This is a genomic window from Okeania sp. SIO2F4 (assembly GCF_010672385.1).
Classification (GTDB): domain Bacteria; phylum Cyanobacteriota; class Cyanobacteriia; order Cyanobacteriales; family Microcoleaceae; genus Trichodesmium.
In genome coordinates, this window is the sequence record NZ_JAAHGT010000078.1 from 1 (window position 1) to 18,218 (window position 18,218).

An 18,218-nucleotide genomic window follows, 5' to 3' on the forward strand; every position below is an offset into this window, starting at 1 on the left:
ATGGGTAGGAGTCAGGAGTCAGGAGACAGGAGACAGGAGAAATGGGAAGGAGCGAGGAGGTAGGAGTAAGAATTGTCAGAGTGATTTTTCTGCCATACTCTGGCCTAAAATACTAACTTTTTGAGCTTTTTACACTGAAACAGGCGCACTTTTTAAAGGCCCCAAAAAGGCACTTGTCTTTATATTTCAATGCTTTTAGATTTAATCAGCAAGCCCTAGCTATATAGCGCTACGCAAATATGTTAGGACATTCCTGCTTCATAAAACTGATACAAAGCGTCACGTAGCGTGACAAATTGATGTTTACTTCCTGTCTCTTGGTCAGCATTCCCTCACAGGAGTGCGTATTCCCTCTCTTGGTCAGCATTCCGCAAGCGAGCTGTCGGCGGCGCGGGGTCGCACCGCTTGCGTCTTACGCCAACGCGGGATATGACCACCTTCTACTGAGGCCGTCGGCGGTTAGTCATCCACAGGCATTGACGGGTTTTGCAATGGCCGCATCTGTCAACTAAGCATACCTAAATTTAAGTCTTTGTCAATAGACATTATTATTCATTTGGTTCTTTTGCCGCTCACTCCTCCTTTGAGGGTAACGAGCGGGATTTTTGGAGAGGTCTATATTATAGATAGACACCCCAGAAATGTTTAAGCAGGGATTAGTGCACAAGATACAAATTTCACCCTGTTCAAATATATGAAGATAACTACCGTATTATATCGCTAAAATAACGTAAATTGTTAACTAAGTCGAAACTCCACCTAAATGTTTTAAGAGTAAAATTAATATTGACTATAGCAATCCTATTTTATTCGTGTCAAAAATATTGCTGCTTTTTAGGGAATAGGCACTATTGCTACAGGCAACAGATGGGAGTTTCAGTTTTTTTATTTACTTTTTAATTGATCGCAACCTATGGGCGGATTGCTATCTATATTATAGTAAGTCTTGAAAAAAAAAGTATGTTTAAGTAGATTCAGGTAAGATTTAAGCTTCTGCTTTTACTGAAAAATTAAGGTTTCAAGCCTCTACTTTCAGGGATAAAAAAGAAAAAAATTTCCTTTTAACCAATCCTCAATGTTTTAAGAAGAGGTAATTATTAATTATTAATTATTAATGATTAATGATTGAAATCTCATCTATTTTAACTCCAAAGTTTCGAGGCCATTTTTCCCGGAATCAATCATTTGGGAGCAATGACTTGATCTGATTTATGAACTCTTGATGATCCACTACTGGCTTAGAAATATAACCGTCAGCGCCACTTTCTCGCAAAAAAGATTCTCGATCGCCTGCCATAGCATGAGCGGTCACTAATATAATTGGTAGTTTATCTGTTTGAGGGTCAGCTTTAAGAATTTGAGTAATTTTAATGCCATCAACAGCTTTACCTTGATAAACGCTACGAGCTAGAGAAACATCCATCAAAATCAAATCTGCTTCCTTTGACTTAGCCATTTTCACTACTTCTTCCACATCTTCTGTATGTTTAACAGCTAAACCGCCTCTTTTAGTCAAAATCTTGGAAAAAACCCTAGCATTAACCTGATCGTCTTCTACAATTAAAACAGTTTTCATATAAGTCTCCTGCTAAAATACCTGTGAGTGTAAGGACTGCCATCATAGAGTTTAGACTAAATTACATAGGATAAGCCAGTAATGGTTAATTTGTTTCAAATAAAACGAATTAAATACTCAAACATTGGCTTTCTAAACTAATAAACAGCTATTGTCTGCCGTTTTTCTAATACTTCACTGTCAATTTTTGGACTTTAAGATGCCCATAGAGAAGCCTAATAGTCAGATAATATTAGGATAAACCACTTGACAGTATATTTTTTTCTAGCTGCTATTATGATTAAACAAGTATCCTGTAAATACTTGCACAATCAACTCCAAAAGATCAACCATCATCTCAAAACTCATACTTACTGACAATTTGAAAATTAGGAAATATATTGTATTAAGATATTGAACTTGCCTTTAAGCATTTAGTAATGCTAAAGGTAATAGTTAAATTCCTTCAGCATAACTGAGGTTAATTTACTATATCTTGACATAGTTTCAACTAGATATAAGCTAACATAGCAAATATTTTGATTTGCCTAGTCTTGAAAATACCACTTGAGCTTTGGGGTACTGGATAGGGAATATTTTGAGTTTTCATCTAAAATTTGTGTTGAATTAAACATAAATAAATTTTTCTCTAATCAATTATGATCGAAGGATTTGAGCTATGTTAGTTACTATCTTCAAACATTTTTCTGCCCATTTGCCGAACCTGAGAAAAAAATTACCATTATGGATATCTATTGAGTTACTCATTTACTAAATTTCGTAGTTTACTATCAGCACCAAATTAAATATTTGATATTCCTATACTTAATTATAATGTTTGCTGAGGTTAGATAACATCAATCAAGCCACAAATAGAACCGATAAAGAGATAATATCAAAGGTTTTAATCCCTCAAATAATTTTTTTCAAACCTACTAAAAGAGGTGAAACTTAGTTTTTTTCTAGCCAATAAACTTAGAGTTTAAATCACAGGTTTGTTGACATGCAAATCCTTTATCTTTTATTAGATATTAGTCATCAGTCAACAGTTAATATTCTTAACAAGTTTGTTTAAGACTTAAATATATAGTCGTTTAAGTTTAGATTGAGACAGACATTTCTTTCTCTCAAAGGATTTCAACATAAAAAGTATTTCATTCTTAAGTTAAATAACTATATTATTTCAATAATTTAGTGGTGATGTTAGTGGCACTTCGCCCATTTCTCACTGCTATGTCTTAATAAATGATAACTTTTAACTGTTTTAATAACTGGCTAATATCTCAGAAAAATGCTTTCCTTGAGTAGGAAAACTTTGTACTTATCTAATTATATTTCAATTCCTGTTTATTTCAGAATCTAAGAACTTAGCCTTAGCAAAATAGCATATCAAATTTACTTTGCCTGAATTCTCTAACAATATGCCTAAAATTCTCCAAATTAATTATTTTACAGCAATTTTTAGGGTGGTGAGGTACAGTTTAATACTAATTTATATTCCCTATTACCTATCTAAATACTAACTCATGGCCAAACAATTAAATTTACTTTCCGGACAAGTTATTACTACAGCACTCCATATCGAAATGCAGCAATCATATCTTGAATATGCCATGAGTGTGATTGTTGGCCGAGCTCTGCCAGATGTTAGAGATGGACAAAAACCAGTTCATCGCCGAATATTATACGCCATGCACGAGCTTGGTCTCACTCCAGATAGACCATTTCGGAAATGCGCTAGGGTGGTTGGAGACGTTCTGGGTAAATATCATCCCCACGGCGACCAAGCTGTTTATGATGCCATGGTGCGGATGATTCAAAATTTTTCCACTCGTTATCCATTGCTTGATGGCCACGGAAACTTTGGCTCCATTGATAATGACCCCGCTGCTGCCATGCGTTACACAGAAAGTCGCTTGGCATCTATTGGCAATGAAGGTTTACTTACCGAAATTGGTGAAGCTATAGTTGACTTTAGCAACAACTTTGATGGCTCCCAGCAAGAACCTAAAGTATTACCTGCACAACTACCATTTTTATTACTAAATGGTTCTTCTGGGATTGCTGTAGGGATGGCGACTAATGTTCCACCACATAATTTAGGAGAGGTAGTAGATGGCCTTATTGCCTTAATTGACAATCCCAATATTTCCGATCAAAAGCTATTTCAATTAATTCCTGGGCCAGACTTTCCTACTGGAGGAGAAATTGTCAGCACAGATGGAATTATTGATGCTTATACTAAGGGTCGAGGTAGCATCCCCATCAGGGGTGTGGCCAGTATTGAGCAAGTTCCCACAGGTCGTGGAAGACGGACAAAAACGGCTATTGTAGTGACAGAGTTACCTTTCCAAGTTAATAAAGCAGGTTGGATTGAAAAAACGGCAGATTTAGTTAATGCTGGCAAGATAGAAGGTATTGCCGATCTGCGGGATGAAAGCGATCGCTCTGGTATTAGAGTTGTCATCGAACTTAAACGTGAAGTTGACCCTAGTGTTGTACTCCACCATCTCTACCAACATACTGACTTACTTTCTAAGTTTGGTGCGATTATGCTAGCTTTGGTTGATGGGCAACCACGACAGTTATCTCTACGAACACTATTACAAGAATTTCTGAATTTTAGGGAACAGACTCTCACCCGTCACTACACCCATGAGTTAGAAATAGCTCAAACTAGGTGTCACATTGTGGAGGGTTTGCTCACTGCTTTAACAGAATTGGATACAGTAATTGATATTCTTAGAAATGCTCCTGATGGCAGCACTGCTAAAGTTAGCTTCCAAGAAAATTTGGGTTTAAGTGAAAATCAAGCAGATGCTATTTTAGCAATGCCAATGCGTAGACTAACTGGTTTAGAGAAACAAAAGTTAGAGGAAGAATATGAGCAACTAATACAGAAAATACAAGAGTTAGAAAATTTATTGAGCGATCGCCATCAACTCCTCAAAGCGCTGAAAAAAGAATTGCGCACCCTAAAACGTAAATATAACGACCCCAGACGTACTCGAATTATTTCTCAAGCAGAATCTAAAAGTGCAGATAATCTTGCATCTATTTCTCAACACAAAAGTAATCTAGAAACAGGTAACAAAGAAACAGATAGACAAACCAAAGGTAGAAGTAGAAGATCAAAAAGTACAACAGTTGAATCACAAGTTTTGACTTTGGAAGCTGCACCGCCACCGATAGAAAAAGTTGTCATAGAATTTACCCACCGAGGATATATCAGACGACTTGCTTCTAAAGGATTTGAGAAACATAAAATTGATAAAAAATATGATATTACTATCGAAAATAGTGAGGATTTTACTACTAATATAATTGAAGCAACTACTGACAAAACTTTAGTATTATTAACTCGTACTGGTAAAGCATATCCTTTGAAAGTAAATGATATTCCTGCTGCTTCTAACCGTTCAACAACACGAAATGAAAATAAAGGCGTACCTTTAGTAACTTTACTACCACCATCTGCAACAAAAGAAATTCAAGATTCTCGTCGTGAAATTATTGTTGCTCAATTTGTTTTAAATGAAGAAGAGCAAAATAAAGACTTAATCATGTTGACTCAAAATGGTAAAATTAAACGTTTATCTTTGTCTGATTTAAGTGAGCTGACAAATCGTGGTGTGACAGTAATTAAACTTAAAGAAGATGATGAATTACGTTATGCTAATCTGGGTAAAATTGGTGAACAAGTGGTTTTAGCAACTTCTGGTGGGCGATTATTAAGATTAGAAATAGATGACGAGCAATTACCATTAATGGGGCGTACTGCTCAAGGTTCTCAAGCAACTAGATTAAGGAAACAAGAAGAGTTAGTTGGTTGTGTGAGTTTAAGTGGAGAAAGTAATTTATTGTTAGTTTCTGAACAGAGTTATGGTAAGCAAATTCCTGTTGCTGCTTTGCGAGTAGCTAATCGTGGTGGTATTGGTCAAAATGCTTTTCAGTTTACTAGGCAAACTGATACTTTGGCAGGGATAGTTGTTGGTGGTTCAGATGTTCTGGTTCAGATGTTGACAACTGATGGTAGGGTGTTTGGAATGATTGCCGATCGCGTGAAAGTTTATGGGCAAGATGATAAGGGCGATCGCTTGCTGAAATTGGGTGCAAAGGAAAGAATTATTAAGGTGATTGGTTATTAATTCAGTTATCAGTAGGCAAAATTTATTGTCTTAGCAGCTACTCCATTTTTTAAGTTTTGGATTATTCTGTCTTGATAGGAATTTTGCTCTGATAGCGATCGCTACAACCAAACTTTCACAGTATAATCAATATTTTTTGAGACAATAAATAAATTTTAAATTCAGTAAGATTACTGTAGATTTTATTAACTAATACAGGTAATTTCTAGGAAATATGAATGGCAGCAATTTTATCGAAGTCAATGGTATTCGTTTTGAAACCCTTGTACCCAAACGAGTATTAACTCTGCCCAAAAAAGACATTCTTCAAAAACTTTCGGACATAGGAAAGCACCTATTAACACCACCATTACATCCGTCACCAGGATATCCCGTGGAGATAGGAATTAGGATTACCAATAATAGCGATCGCTCTCTTTACTTGAGTTTTTATTTGGCATTATTTCCTGAGATTATTAGGGCTAAAGATGGTGTAAGTGTACCATTTGATATAGGGTGGTTTGGCCTTGTTGCACCACTAAAATCTGATTTTATTTTAGCTATACCGGGAGAAAGTATCAGCTTTTTTTTTGATGCCAATATCTGTTGGCTTTGTGGTAAAAACTATGGTTTTACTACCTCATTTGGAGGTTAGAGATTACTTATTCAACCTCTCCATTCAGAACGATACCAGGTTCGGATGATATATGAACATCAGAAAGATACTGCAGAATGCTATGACTTTCTTAACAAACAAACTCAAGTAATAGAAAGATTGTGGACGGGTCAAGTATTAACTCCATTTGTAGATATTTGCTTAGTCAATAATTAGGGAAAAATTGGTATGATGGCGATCGCTACAACTGAAATTATTACATGGCAATTAATACTTTTTGAAACAATAAATAAATTTTAAATTCAGTAAGATTGCTCAAGTAATACCTAAGCAAAATGAAATCACAAGAACCTTTTAGCAATAGTCTCGATCCAGCAAATGGAATCTTCCTAGAAATATGGGAACCAGACTTGATAGTATTACCCATTCTAGAAAGAACGCCACTGGCAAATATACTGGCAAATATTTCTTTTAAATTATGGCTGAAGTTGACTAATCAGAGAGCAAAACCTTGGAAAATTTATCCCGATCCAATAATTACTCCAGAACTAATGTCATCCGATGGTAAAGTTTTGGAGAGAAAATTAACCACCAAAAATAGAGAAATATATGCAGAAGATAACATAATTTATCGAAGAGATAACTTGGTCAATAAAGTAGTCGATTTTATGTCAAGTTTAATTGACGATCTTGCCAGAAGAGATATTTCGTGGTTGAGTCCCAAAACAGCAACATCCATCCCCATTGCTGCTAGAGTTTCTTGGGAAAAAGATTTACTACAGTTACACTTGCCAACTAATAACTCATTTTTTGATGCACTAAAACCGGGAAATTATCAGCTCAGATTTATGTATGAATCTAGCAATAAAACAAAACTTAAGACTGTAAAGTTTCCTTTCCAGACGATAAATAAAAAAACAATAAAAGGCGATCGCTTAACAACTTCTTTTGTAAATATACGTTTGGTTGAACTCGCCAAGCAAAATGATAAAGCAATAGAAGTAGATGGCATCCGCTTTGAAACTACATTGCCAGAAACAGTCTTAAGCTTACCAGAGAAAAAAGATGGTGTAGAAACATCAGTACAAATTGGTATTCGGATCACAAATAACAGTAATACTGACTTTTATTTTAATTTTTACAACACACTAATTCCTCAACTTATCACCCCAAATTGGCAAATAGTTAAGAAGCATTACACCAGCAATTTTTTAAAAAGGATATTAGTCTCAGACCTGCTTTTAGCAGTACCAGGAGAAAGTATTACTTTCTTTCCTAATGCCAAATTATTGTGGAAAAAAAATGACAAATTTAAACTCAAAATAGCTGCTGGAGATGGAGGGTATTGGATTTTTGACAATCTCAAAGCAGGTAGATATTTACTTCAATTAACATATAAAAATAAATCTGTAGAAACAACAGTATATGACCGGATTACAAAAGAGGGAATCTCATTCAAAAAGCTTTGGAGAGGAATGGTATTAGTTCCTTTTGTAGAATTATATTTAGAAATCTAGTCATTTTAAGTAAACTAATTTTCGGAACACTTTTAAAGTTATAAGTCATCTATATAGTAACTAAAAACGTTCCCTTGAAAAAAATATTCACTAATGTGATTTGCAACCAGTTTTCTGATTATTATCACAAATAAATCGGTAAAACTAGAGAGGAAATACAGATGTTTAGAGACATTAAATAAATCTAAAGTCCTGTAAGATTACTGTAGATTTTATTGGCTGATACAGGTAATATCTAGGAAATATGAATGAAAACAACTTTATAGAAGTAAATGGTATTCGCTTTGAAACCATTGTACCCAAACGAGTATTAACTCTGCCCAAAAAAGACATTCTTCAAAAACTTTCATACTTTCATACATAGGAAAACATCTATTAACACCGCCCTTACATCCTTCCCCAGGATATTCGGTGGAGATAGGAATTAGGATTACTAATAATAGCGATCGCCCTCTTTACTTTAGTTTTTATTTGGCATTATTTCCTGAAATTATTAAAGTAGAAAACGGGAAAAATATTCCATTTGAAGGGGGCTGGCTTCATCCAGAACAGCCCTTAGAATCAGATTTTTCTATAACTATGCCTGGAGAAAGTACCAGCTTTTTTCTTGATACCAAAATCTGTTGGCTTTGTGGCAACAATTATGGAATTAGCATGGGTTTTAACGGAGGTGCATTTATTTTTCAACCTCTCAGATCGGGAAAATATCAGCTTCGATTAATTTATCACAATCAAATAGATAAGAATGAATTTTATGATTTTGTTAATAAACAAACTCAAGTAATAGAAGGATTGTGGACTGGTCAAATATTAACTCCGTTTGTAGAAGTTTATTTAGTCAATAGTTAGAGAAAAATTGGTATGATGGCGATCGCTACAACCGAACTCTTACAGTATAATCAATATTTTTTGAGACAATAAATAAATTTTAAATTCAGTAAAATTACTGTAGATTTTATCGGCTGATATAGGTAATATATAGGAAATATTAATGACAGCAATTTTATCGCAGTCAGAGGAATAATTATGTCAATCAAACAGAAAAATAAGCAATGTATACTATTGGTGTAATTGACTCCTTTATTGATATAAATGGAGTCAATTAAATGAACATTACAGTTCGATTTCTGATGATTTTTTTTGCTAGTATCATTGCTATTTAAGTCATCAATTATCCACTAATTAACTTAGCTAAAATGACAGAAGAAAAACCTAGTACAACAGCAGTAGAAGTGAATGGTATTCGCTTTGAAACTCGATTAAAAAATTCTGTGATTCCTCTTCCTTCTAAAGAGGAAAATGCCATGACAGAAGTAGAGTTTGAGATTGTGGTGACAAACAACACATCTAATACCTTTTACTTCGACTTTGGGGATGGTTTAATAGCATCTCTAAAAGAGGTTAATGGTCGAATCATCCCTAGAGGTGGATTTTCAGATTGGATAGGTCAACCTGTAGAATCTGAGTTTCGGTTATCTCAGCCAGGAGAAACAGTAAGTTTTGTTGACTATTACGTTGTTGCCTACAATGTAAAGGAATATGAATGTCGCCTTGGTACCCGAACTATGGGGTGGACATTTAGACCAGTTGGAGCAAAAACCTATCATTTAGAGTTTACTTATGGAAGCGATCTATCTGTTATGACAGTTGGATTTTCTGGTGTGGGTGACAAAATACTTAACAACATTTGGACAGGAGAAGTTGTCTTACCTCCTCTAGAATTTCAGCTAGTCGATCCATCTATTTAACTCCACTTTAATAGTCTAAAAAAACAGAAATTGTTATCTAGCTTTTGAGGAATAATTATGTTAATCAAACAGAAACTTCAGCAATGTCTACTATTGCTTTGATCAACTCCATTGTTAATCGCAATAACTCCAGAATCAACTCTTGCTTTCACAATTAACCAAAAAACTAAAGTCAAAAATTTGTCTGATTACTCCTTCTTTTACGATAAATCCCGCAAACTAGGAGGAATAGGCGTAACAACTTTAGGTGCAAGCGATCCATTAACTCCTTGGTCGCCAAAAAACTTTTCACCATTCCTTACTCCAATTAAAAGAGGAGGTACAGCAGGACTTTTAGAGGACTTAAAACCTTACATGAACGAAGGTTGGACTTTTACAAAAGGGCGTAATTTAAAAGGAAGCTTTAATGTCACAAATAACTATGCTTGTGGGAGACGCAAGATATGTTATGGTAAAGGTCTTCCACAAAGAAATCTTATACGAAATAACGCAGGAGGGGTTGGTGCTGTGCTTGAGTTCTTTTACCGTCCAGGACAAAGAGGTAAAAAAGTCAAAACAGCAGATCCTAAACCAAGAGATATAAAGTTTCCGAGTTTGAAAGCACCTAATTTATACTGGATTCAAAGAGTAATCACTAATTTCCCAGCAACTACTGAAAGAGTAGGTCAACGTACAACCTATATTGATAACATTAATCCTAGTACGAAGAAAAATGATATACACCCTTATCTAGGATCGAATCCTTTTAATATGGGAAACAACGGCTATTTTGGAGACCGCCCCTATCGCAAGAAATATCTCAAAAAAGATTTTTACTCGATAGCAGAACTTTATCTAGCTAAAGCGGATATAAAAAACCCGCAGAAAGTCACTATTTACAATGGTGTCAGGTGGGGTTGGAAATATAAATATTACTCCATAGATGACCTCAGAAAATCCTGTCTAGTTACAAAGAGAGGCAGAGTGATTAACGTTAGCAGTGGAGGATTTTGGGGATCTTTACAGAAGACTGGAAAACTAAGTACAAGTTTAATAAACGGTATTTGTCAGAAACAAACCCCCAAACCAAAACCCAAACGTCCGAAACCTCCTAAACCATCTTGCTCTGGTGGTAGCGGTGGCGGTGGATGTCGCAGCAGAAGCTCTTCTGCAACTGACTATATAGAAAACAACGACCAAAGTTATGCAGACATCCTTGAGCAAATGGAATCACAAGAATATCTAGATTCTAGCGATCGCGACAATACTTCCAATACTACTCTACAAACAGTTCCCGAACCTACTTCAGCTTTTGCTCTATTAATGCTAGGAGTAGGAGCGATCGCTACACTAAAAAACCGTAACAATAAACCAAAATAGACACCTTTGTTAGAAGTTACGCAGAAACCGAGTTTATCAACGAAATTTCCTGATTTCCACAACAACTGTAGGGACTTTGCATGCAAGGTCTCTGCCTCCCTATTTTCTGGAGATATCTAATAGTGAAGAGCTTCTACACTTTAATTTTTTGCCTCAGTATCATTATTATCGATCCTTGGGGAGTGAGCAGGGGTGAAATTTGGACTCAACCAAAAGTGTTGGCGATTTTACTCATCACCTTATTTAACCTCTGTATTTTGTGGGATAAAAAGTCAGCTCTGACAATTCCTCGGTCTTGGAAAATTTCAGCAGTATTGTGGTTGCTGTTTCTCTGCACGGGTATCATTTCTACTTTCCTCAGTCCGTTTCCCATCCGCTCTCTATTTGGTCAAGACCAGATGGGAGATGGTTTGCTCTACTGGTTGCTTGTCGCTACTTTCACTCTCAGCAATACCCTTATCTTAAGACGATATCCACAATTACTGCTAGCTCAACTATACGGTTTTTTCATTGGTGGCATCATTCTTGCTTTCAGTACCTTTCCCCAACTTATCGACTGGCGCATTGACTACACTGCAACAACCGGAAAATTATTGCGAGATAACATCCTAGTCAGCACTATTTTTCAGAATCATCAACCTATAGGTTTATACTCTCATCGCGGTCATGCAGCATTTGTGTTGGCAACAATTGGAGTTATGGCAGTTGCTAGCATACAGCTTAGATGGGTGTCGTTGAAGAGAACCGTGGCGATAATAATTCCCATAACTATAGCGCTACTGTTGGCCAACACTCGAATGACTCTTATTGTTTTCATACTAGGAATTTTATGCTTGTTAGGAAGGAAATACTATCGACGACTAATCCCCATCGTTTTAGTTTTTCTAGTGGTTATTAGTTTTACTACTACCACCAGATACAGACAAATTTCTGGTTTCTCTCTCCTCAAACAAATGACCTCAGACAGAATATACCTGTGGCAGTTAGCAAGTCGTGGCATCAAGAAACGACCTTTATTTGGGTGGGGTTTCAATGGTTTCGGTATTGCTTATCCGAATATAAAATCGAAAAAAAACACGCCAAATGTAGTTCGTTTGGGTAATGTCAGTTACGATGTAATTGATAAAAATGGAAAACTGCGTACTTTACCTTTGATTACCTATAAAGCTCATAATTTAATTTTAGATACTATTTTATCTGTTGGCATTTTGGGAATGCTATCTTATACAGCATTGTGGGGATATTATATTTTTCTCCTGGTCAGATCGTCAGACCGAAAAATGTTGGTAGTAGGAATTGCCTATTTAGTTTTTACTATTACCTGGTTTGAATGCGCTCAGTTTACATATATTGCTTGGTGGGCAATATCTATTTATTTTCATCCAAATTTAGGAAGTTTATTAGAGAAAAGCGAGAGAAAAAAACTTTCCCAAATGGCCAATAGCGCTATTGGTGTAGTGGACTGACACTCCTTATATCAAGTAACATTAATTAACCCCAGTGTAGGGACTTTGCATGGAACGTCCCTACGAAGTTGGAGAAAGATTGTTTATTACAGTTATTTAATGAGACATGATATTAAATGTTGCATTAGAAAAAAATGGTCAAACCTTCTTATAACAAGAATTATACAAAAAAAGCGGTCTGCACAGTTTTAGATATGTCAGTCCAGTAGACTGAAAAGCTAATCTTGCACAACTAATACTGAACATTTAGCACGGTGAATTACATAACTACTCACACTACCTATAACCAGTTCGCTAAAAACAGAATGTCCTCTACGACCCATAACTATTAGTTCAGCACCCCACTCCTCGGCAATTTTACATATTTGCTTACCTGGTACACCTTCAGCTTGGATAAATTCTGTACTTACGTCTGCTGTCGTAGCTTCGTTAACCCGTGACTGCAACATTTCTAGACATTGTTTTTCAAAATCTTCCCATTTTTGTCGATATTTTGCAATCAATTCTTTGTTAAATTCCCTAGAAACTACTCCAAAGCTAATGGGACTGTCTTCTTCTTCTGGAGATAAAACGTGCAATAGTTTTAAGTGGGAATTGTTGAGTTTTGCTAAGTTCAAAGCAGTGGCAAAAACCCGATCGCCTACTGTTGATGTGTCCATTGCTGCTAGAATTTTTTGATACATAATTTGCTAAAAAGTTAATTATTTTGGCTGATACTAATTATTGTATCCGAATTATCAGAAAAAAATCTATATTTTCGAGATAGTTTAAATAAAAGTATTACCTTAATTTATACCAAGCGTGAAAAAAGCATGTTACGAATATTTTAGTCAACCAAAGTAGTTTAAGTCAGATGCAAATTTACTAGAATAGATTGTTTCATAGAAAAAAATGATAATAAAAACGGCTTCTACTGACTACTGACTATTGACTATTGACTACTAGAAACAGTCCAAATATTTGTAGCAAAAATTTATAAAATTGGTATTACATCTCAATTGATAAGCATTCAGCTATCAGCGATTAGCCGTCCGTAATAAAAATTAACGACAAATAGATAGGGTCTGTTCAGCAATTAATAATTTTCATGTCGGTGACAGCCGAAACAATTACCTTGACTGTAATATAAGGATTGACGCAAAAGGGGAAAATTTTTCTTTTCTCTTGGTCGATTGGATATGGCTTGTCCTTCGAGACCAGAGGGAAGGGAAACCTGCTCTTGCAGAGCCAATCTCCAATTTAAGTTGGCAAGCCACCGAATTCATGAAACGCTGCGCGACATGAAAAGCATTCCGAGAGGAAAGTTATACGCCAGTAAAACAAAACAACCGCCTTTTTTCCTTGAAAAGGGAAGCTTTGAACCTGAATTATTTAATTATTAATTATTCGGTAAACTATGTGCTTTTACTCATATTTTTAATTAAGTAGGTAGGCACGAAAAAAAACTAACGATGTAACAAAAAGTAAAGTAGCTCTAAAAGCTCTTCCCTTCTGCCTTCATATAAAAATAAATTTTAACGCCTACCTACTTATCATTATTCAGACTTCATCTGGCTATCAGCTAATGGCTAATAACTGACAGCTAAATACTTACAATAGGAATAGGTGTACTGCCGAACAAAATATATACTCCTTATATCTTGAAAAATTTTATTTATATATCTCTTATCTTCAGAAAATAATGTTTTAGTCGATTCATATTGTACTCCTAATTTTTAATAACTTACTAACTTTTACTTCGACCTCAATATTCCATAAATTGTTATTATAAACTCATACCTTCAGCAATTATTCATTGATATTTAGTAATGAATAATTGCTTATTACTAACTAAAAAAAAGCTAATCCTGTACAACATGAACAGAACAATGAGCACGGTGGATAACATAATTACTGACACTACCCAATACCAATTCACTAAAAACTGAATGTCCACGACGTCCCATAACAATTAAATCAGCACTCCATTCTTGGGCTAGTTTACAGATTTCCCGACCAGGATTACCTCTGACTTGGGTAAATTCTGTTTGAAAGCCAACATCTTTTGCTGCACTTGCTTTTGATTGCAACATTTGTAAACATTCTTGCTCAAACTTTTCCCAAAGCTGATGATATTCTTTCATCATCTCTGGATCGTAACCAATATTCATTGGCCAAAAGCTGATAGGACTTTCTTCTGCTTCCTCCGAGAGAATATGAACTAACATCAGATTTGAGTTACCAATTTTTGCTAACTTTAGGGCTGTATCAAAGACGCGATCGCCAATGGCAGATGTATCGATGGCAACTAAAATTTTTTCATACATAAATTTTTACTCCCAAATTTTTTTTAAATATCTACATCTATTTTTATTGTATAAAATTACTCAAGTTATCTAACAATTAATAAGTTAAACATTATGAATCTTAATATCTTACCCGGTAATAGTTTTCCTATTGGTGCCACTGTATCTCAAGACCCCGAAGGAGTAAATTTTTCGATCTACTCCAAAAATGCTACAGCAATAGAATTATTACTATTTGATGAACCATTAGCAGTTAAACCAGAGCGAGTAATTTTACTTGACCCAAAACAACACAGAACTCATCATTACTGGCACATTTTTATTTCTGGTATTGGAGCGGGACAAATATATGCTTATCGAGTCTATGGACCTTTTAACCCAGAAAAAGGTCATCGGTTTGATGGTACAAAGGTATTACTTGACCCTTACGCTAGAGTTGTCGTGGGACAGGAAAAATATAGTCGTGAAGCTGCTACGGGTTATGGTGATAACTGTGCTAACGCTCTCAAAGGGGTAGTAGTTGACCCAACTACTTATGACTGGGAGGATGACAAACCCCTAGAAATTCCCTATGGTGCTACAGTTATCTATGAGATGCACGTTGGTGGATTTACTCGTAATCCTAATTCTGGCGTTGCTCCTGAAAAACGGGGTACTTTTGCTGGGTTAATAGAAAAAATTCCTTATCTCAAGGAGTTGGGAATTACTGCGGTGGAATTATTACCCGTACAACAATTTGATGAACAAGATGTGCGTGAACCTCTAATTAATTATTGGGGTTATAGTCCGATCGCTTTTTTTGCTCCTCACCACAGTTATAGTTCTCGCCAAGATATTTTCGGAGCGATGGATGAGTTTCGAGATATGGTTAAGGCTTTGCATAGAGCAGGAATAGAAGTAATTTTGGATGTGGTCTTTAATCATACTGCGGAGGGTAATGAAAACGGACCGACTGTTTCTTTCCGAGGATTGGAAAATTCGGCTTATTACATTCTGGAAGCAGATGATTCTAGTTGCTACACTAACTATAGTGGTTGTGGCAATACTTTCAATACGAATAATCCTTTTGTACATCGCTTAATTATTGATTGTCTTTGTTACTGGGTTAGAGAAATGCACGTTGATGGGTTCCGGTTTGATTTGGCATCTGTTATGTCTCGGAGTATGACTGGCGATCCTTTGAAAGATCCTCCTGTTTTGTGGGCAATTGAGTCTGACCCGGTTTTGGCAGGAACTAAGATTATTGCTGAAGCATGGGATGCAGCAGGTCTTTATCAGGTGGGTTCGTTTATTGGCGATCGCTTTGCTGAATGGAACGGACATTATCGTGATGATGTTCGTCAGTTTGTCAAGAGTGACCCCAAGATAGTTGATAAGTTGGCAGCAAGAATTATGGGTAGTCCTGATATTTATCCTCAACTAGATCGGGAACCAAATCATAGTATTAATTTTATTACTTGCCATGATGGTTTTACTATGAATGATTTAGTTTCTTATAATGAAAAACATAATGAAGCTAATTGTGAGGATAATCGCGATGGTGCGAATCATAATTTTAGCTGGAATTGTGGAGTAGAAGGAGTTACAAATAAGCAGAAAATTGAAGTATTAAGACTGCGACAAATTAAGAATTTTTTCACTATATTGTTTTTTTCTCAGGGTACTCCAATGATATTAATGGGGGATGAAGTTAGGCGAACTCAATTGGGTAATAATAATGGTTATTGTCAGAATAATGAACTTAGTTGGTTTGATTGGAGTCAAATTGAGAAACAAACCGATCTATTACGATTTGTCAAAGGGATTATTAATTTCACCCAAGAGTTAGAAATTATGCGGGTTGATAAGGTTTTAGCTACTGTGGGAGCGGGTACGCCAGAGTTATATCTTGAAGAGATTAAATCAGAGTTATCTTTAGGGATAAAAGAAGAAGAAATTCACCCTAATGAAGTACCTAATATTAGTTGGCATGGAGTACATTTAGGTAAACCTGATTGGTGGGAAGGTTCTCGGACTTTGGCTTTTAGTTTAAGGCATCCAGGGCTACTTTCTGCCATCTCTGATGAGGAGAAAGGAGGTGAATATTTTCATATTATGTTGAATGCTTATTGGAAACCTCTAATGTTTGAGTTACCGCTTTTGCCAAGAGGGAAAAGTTGGTATTTAATTGTTAATACTGCTTTTTCTTCTCCTAGAGATTTTAATGATTTGGATACAGCGACAAAAGTTATTGGTGTGAGGTATCGAGTTGAAGCCAGAGCTGCTATTGTTTTAATGGCAAAAAAAGTGGGTTAGTAAGTATTTCCTGCGGAATGCTGCGCAAATATCTGTGAACTAGCATCCTGAGTCGTAATTGAATTATTAGCTATTAGCTATTGACTCATTGTATTTCTGAATTTAATCAAATCTTCCCATGGGCAAATCTCTTGTTGAAAATTTGTAGAGGTTAAACTAACCTTAATTTTAATTTTTTTTATACCAATTCATTAAGTATAAATTTAGCTATTTCAGTCAGCTTTGTTGATTAAAATTAGGTTAATAAAAGGTGATAATCCAACTATGCAATTTATGCAAAACTAATGAAAAAATATATATATAATAGTAGACTGTCAGAGAAAAAATATACCCTAATTTGACAATTAATTATTATGTCTATACTTCATCGGACTAAAATTGTGGCAACTATTGGCCCTGCCAGTAATTCTCCAGAAGTAATTAAACAATTAATTGAAGCAGGTCTCAATGTAGCAAGACTAAATTTTTCCCACGGTAGCTATGAAGACCATGCTCACACAGTTTCTCTGTTGCGTTCCATATCTAAAGAGTTGAATACTCCTGTTACTATTTTACAAGACCTCCAAGGGCCAAAAATTAGAGTGGGTCAACTCTCGGATGGTGCAATAACATTGGAAGAAGGAGCACAACTAACTTTAGTACCATTAGCTAATAATATTCATCAACCAGGAATAGTTGGCATTGACTACCCCTATTTAGCAGAGGAAGCAAAACGAGGGACTCAGGTACTATTAGATGATGGGTTATTAGAATTACAAGTTGAGTCAGTGGAGAGAAATGCTGTAATTTGCAAAGTAATTACAGGTGGTTTGCTCAAAAGTCGTAAAGGAGTGAATTTACCAAGTTTGAATTTGCTTTTGCCTTCGATGACACAAAAAGATAAAAAAGATTTAGAATTTGGTTTGTCTCAGGGGGTAGACTGGATATCATTGAGTTTTGTCCGTAGTGCTGAAGATATTGTGTCTCTAAAATCAATTTTAAAGGAAAAAAGTGCAGATGTTCCAGATGATGGCAAAAATAGAAAAGCCACAAGCGATCGCTAATTTAGAAGCTATTAGACATCTCCGAAAATAGTAAAACACTTACTATAACTATCTTTTGGCGAGCGATATAGCTGCCGCACTTGCTCCCTCCGCCAACGCAAATACTTAAGATAGTTGATTTTTACGGTAAAATCAATATTATAGATACTTACTATTAAAAACTAGCTCAAAAATAGCCATATCAACTCAATAATTGCGATTAGCGAG

13 protein-coding genes are annotated in these 18,218 nt (G+C 35.6%); 10 read left to right on the plus strand and 3 right to left on the minus strand.

What is annotated here, in order from left to right:
* Window positions 1–1,177: 1,177 nt before the first annotated feature.
* A complete protein-coding gene (locus tag F6K22_RS07625) occupies window positions 1,178–1,576 on the minus strand; it encodes a response regulator (protein ID WP_293095378.1) in 399 nt (132 codons plus the stop codon).
* 1,505 nt (window positions 1,577–3,081) lie between these two features.
* Between F6K22_RS07625 and F6K22_RS07630 the strand changes: the two genes are divergently transcribed.
* From F6K22_RS07630 to F6K22_RS07665, 8 genes are all read left to right on the plus strand, one after another.
* Window positions 3,082–5,703 (plus strand): DNA gyrase/topoisomerase IV subunit A, encoded by a 2,622-nt coding sequence (locus tag F6K22_RS07630; protein ID WP_293095381.1) that lies wholly within the window; start codon window positions 3,082–3,084, stop codon window positions 5,701–5,703.
* A 214-nt stretch (window positions 5,704–5,917) separates the two neighbouring features.
* Entirely contained in the window at window positions 5,918–6,337 is a 420-nt protein-coding gene (locus tag F6K22_RS07635; protein WP_293095384.1) for a hypothetical protein, read from the plus strand.
* A gap of 45 nt (window positions 6,338–6,382) precedes the next feature.
* Window positions 6,383–6,514, plus strand: a complete 132-nt coding sequence (locus F6K22_RS07640) for a hypothetical protein (RefSeq protein WP_293095387.1) — start codon at window positions 6,383–6,385, stop codon at window positions 6,512–6,514.
* Window positions 6,515–6,633: 119 nt separating this feature from the next.
* A complete protein-coding gene (locus F6K22_RS07645; protein WP_293095390.1) occupies window positions 6,634–7,815 on the plus strand; it encodes a hypothetical protein in 1,182 nt (393 codons plus the stop codon).
* 411 nt (window positions 7,816–8,226) lie between these two features.
* Entirely contained in the window at window positions 8,227–8,664 is a 438-nt protein-coding gene (locus F6K22_RS07650) for a hypothetical protein (RefSeq protein WP_293095393.1), read from the plus strand.
* Window positions 8,665–9,011: 347 nt separating this feature from the next.
* On the plus strand, window positions 9,012–9,563 hold the full coding sequence (locus F6K22_RS07655) for a hypothetical protein (protein ID WP_293095396.1): 552 nt from the start codon (window positions 9,012–9,014) through the stop codon (window positions 9,561–9,563).
* A 111-nt stretch (window positions 9,564–9,674) separates the two neighbouring features.
* Window positions 9,675–10,922 carry a hypothetical protein gene (locus F6K22_RS07660; RefSeq protein ID WP_293095399.1) on the plus strand — a complete coding sequence of 416 codons (1,248 nt, stop codon included), beginning with the start codon at window positions 9,675–9,677 and terminating at the stop codon, window positions 10,920–10,922.
* A gap of 122 nt (window positions 10,923–11,044) precedes the next feature.
* Window positions 11,045–12,388 (plus strand): O-antigen ligase family protein, encoded by a 1,344-nt coding sequence (locus F6K22_RS07665; RefSeq protein WP_293095402.1) that lies wholly within the window; start codon window positions 11,045–11,047, stop codon window positions 12,386–12,388.
* A gap of 218 nt (window positions 12,389–12,606) precedes the next feature.
* Here F6K22_RS07665 and F6K22_RS07670 read toward each other — a convergent pair whose 3' ends face one another.
* Entirely contained in the window at window positions 12,607–13,071 is a 465-nt protein-coding gene (locus F6K22_RS07670) for a universal stress protein (protein ID WP_293095404.1), read from the minus strand.
* 1,158 nt (window positions 13,072–14,229) lie between these two features.
* Window positions 14,230–14,694: a universal stress protein gene (locus F6K22_RS07675; RefSeq protein ID WP_293095406.1), complete on the minus strand. Its 465-nt coding sequence runs from the start codon at window positions 14,692–14,694 to the stop codon at window positions 14,230–14,232.
* 93 nt (window positions 14,695–14,787) lie between these two features.
* Here F6K22_RS07675 and glgX point away from each other — a divergent pair, with 93 nt between their 5' ends.
* Window positions 14,788–16,968 carry a glycogen debranching protein GlgX gene (gene glgX, locus F6K22_RS07680; RefSeq protein ID WP_293095408.1) on the plus strand — a complete coding sequence of 727 codons (2,181 nt, stop codon included), beginning with the start codon at window positions 14,788–14,790 and terminating at the stop codon, window positions 16,966–16,968.
* Between the two features lie 353 nt (window positions 16,969–17,321).
* Window positions 17,322–18,011 (plus strand): pyruvate kinase, encoded by a 690-nt coding sequence (locus F6K22_RS07685; RefSeq protein ID WP_293095410.1) that lies wholly within the window; start codon window positions 17,322–17,324, stop codon window positions 18,009–18,011.
* Window positions 18,012–18,218: the final 207 nt, after the last annotated feature.

Bases quoted from the DNA above. Each gene is read 5' to 3' on its own strand.
- F6K22_RS07625 (WP_293095378.1), bottom strand. From the start codon at position 1,576: ATGAAAACTGTTTTAATTGTAGAAGACGATCAGGTTAATGCTAGGGTT.
- F6K22_RS07630 (WP_293095381.1), top strand. From the start codon at position 3,082: ATGGCCAAACAATTAAATTTACTTTCCGGACAAGTTATTACTACAGCA.
- F6K22_RS07635 (WP_293095384.1), top strand. From the start codon at position 5,918: ATGAATGGCAGCAATTTTATCGAAGTCAATGGTATTCGTTTTGAAACC.
- F6K22_RS07640 (WP_293095387.1), top strand. From the start codon at position 6,383: ATGATATATGAACATCAGAAAGATACTGCAGAATGCTATGACTTTCTT.
- F6K22_RS07645 (WP_293095390.1), top strand. From the start codon at position 6,634: ATGAAATCACAAGAACCTTTTAGCAATAGTCTCGATCCAGCAAATGGA.
- F6K22_RS07655 (WP_293095396.1), top strand. From the start codon at position 9,012: ATGACAGAAGAAAAACCTAGTACAACAGCAGTAGAAGTGAATGGTATT.
- F6K22_RS07670 (WP_293095404.1), bottom strand. From the start codon at position 13,071: ATGTATCAAAAAATTCTAGCAGCAATGGACACATCAACAGTAGGCGAT.
- F6K22_RS07675 (WP_293095406.1), bottom strand. From the start codon at position 14,694: ATGTATGAAAAAATTTTAGTTGCCATCGATACATCTGCCATTGGCGAT.
- glgX (WP_293095408.1), top strand. From the start codon at position 14,788: ATGAATCTTAATATCTTACCCGGTAATAGTTTTCCTATTGGTGCCACT.
- F6K22_RS07685 (WP_293095410.1), top strand. From the start codon at position 17,322: ATGTCTATACTTCATCGGACTAAAATTGTGGCAACTATTGGCCCTGCC.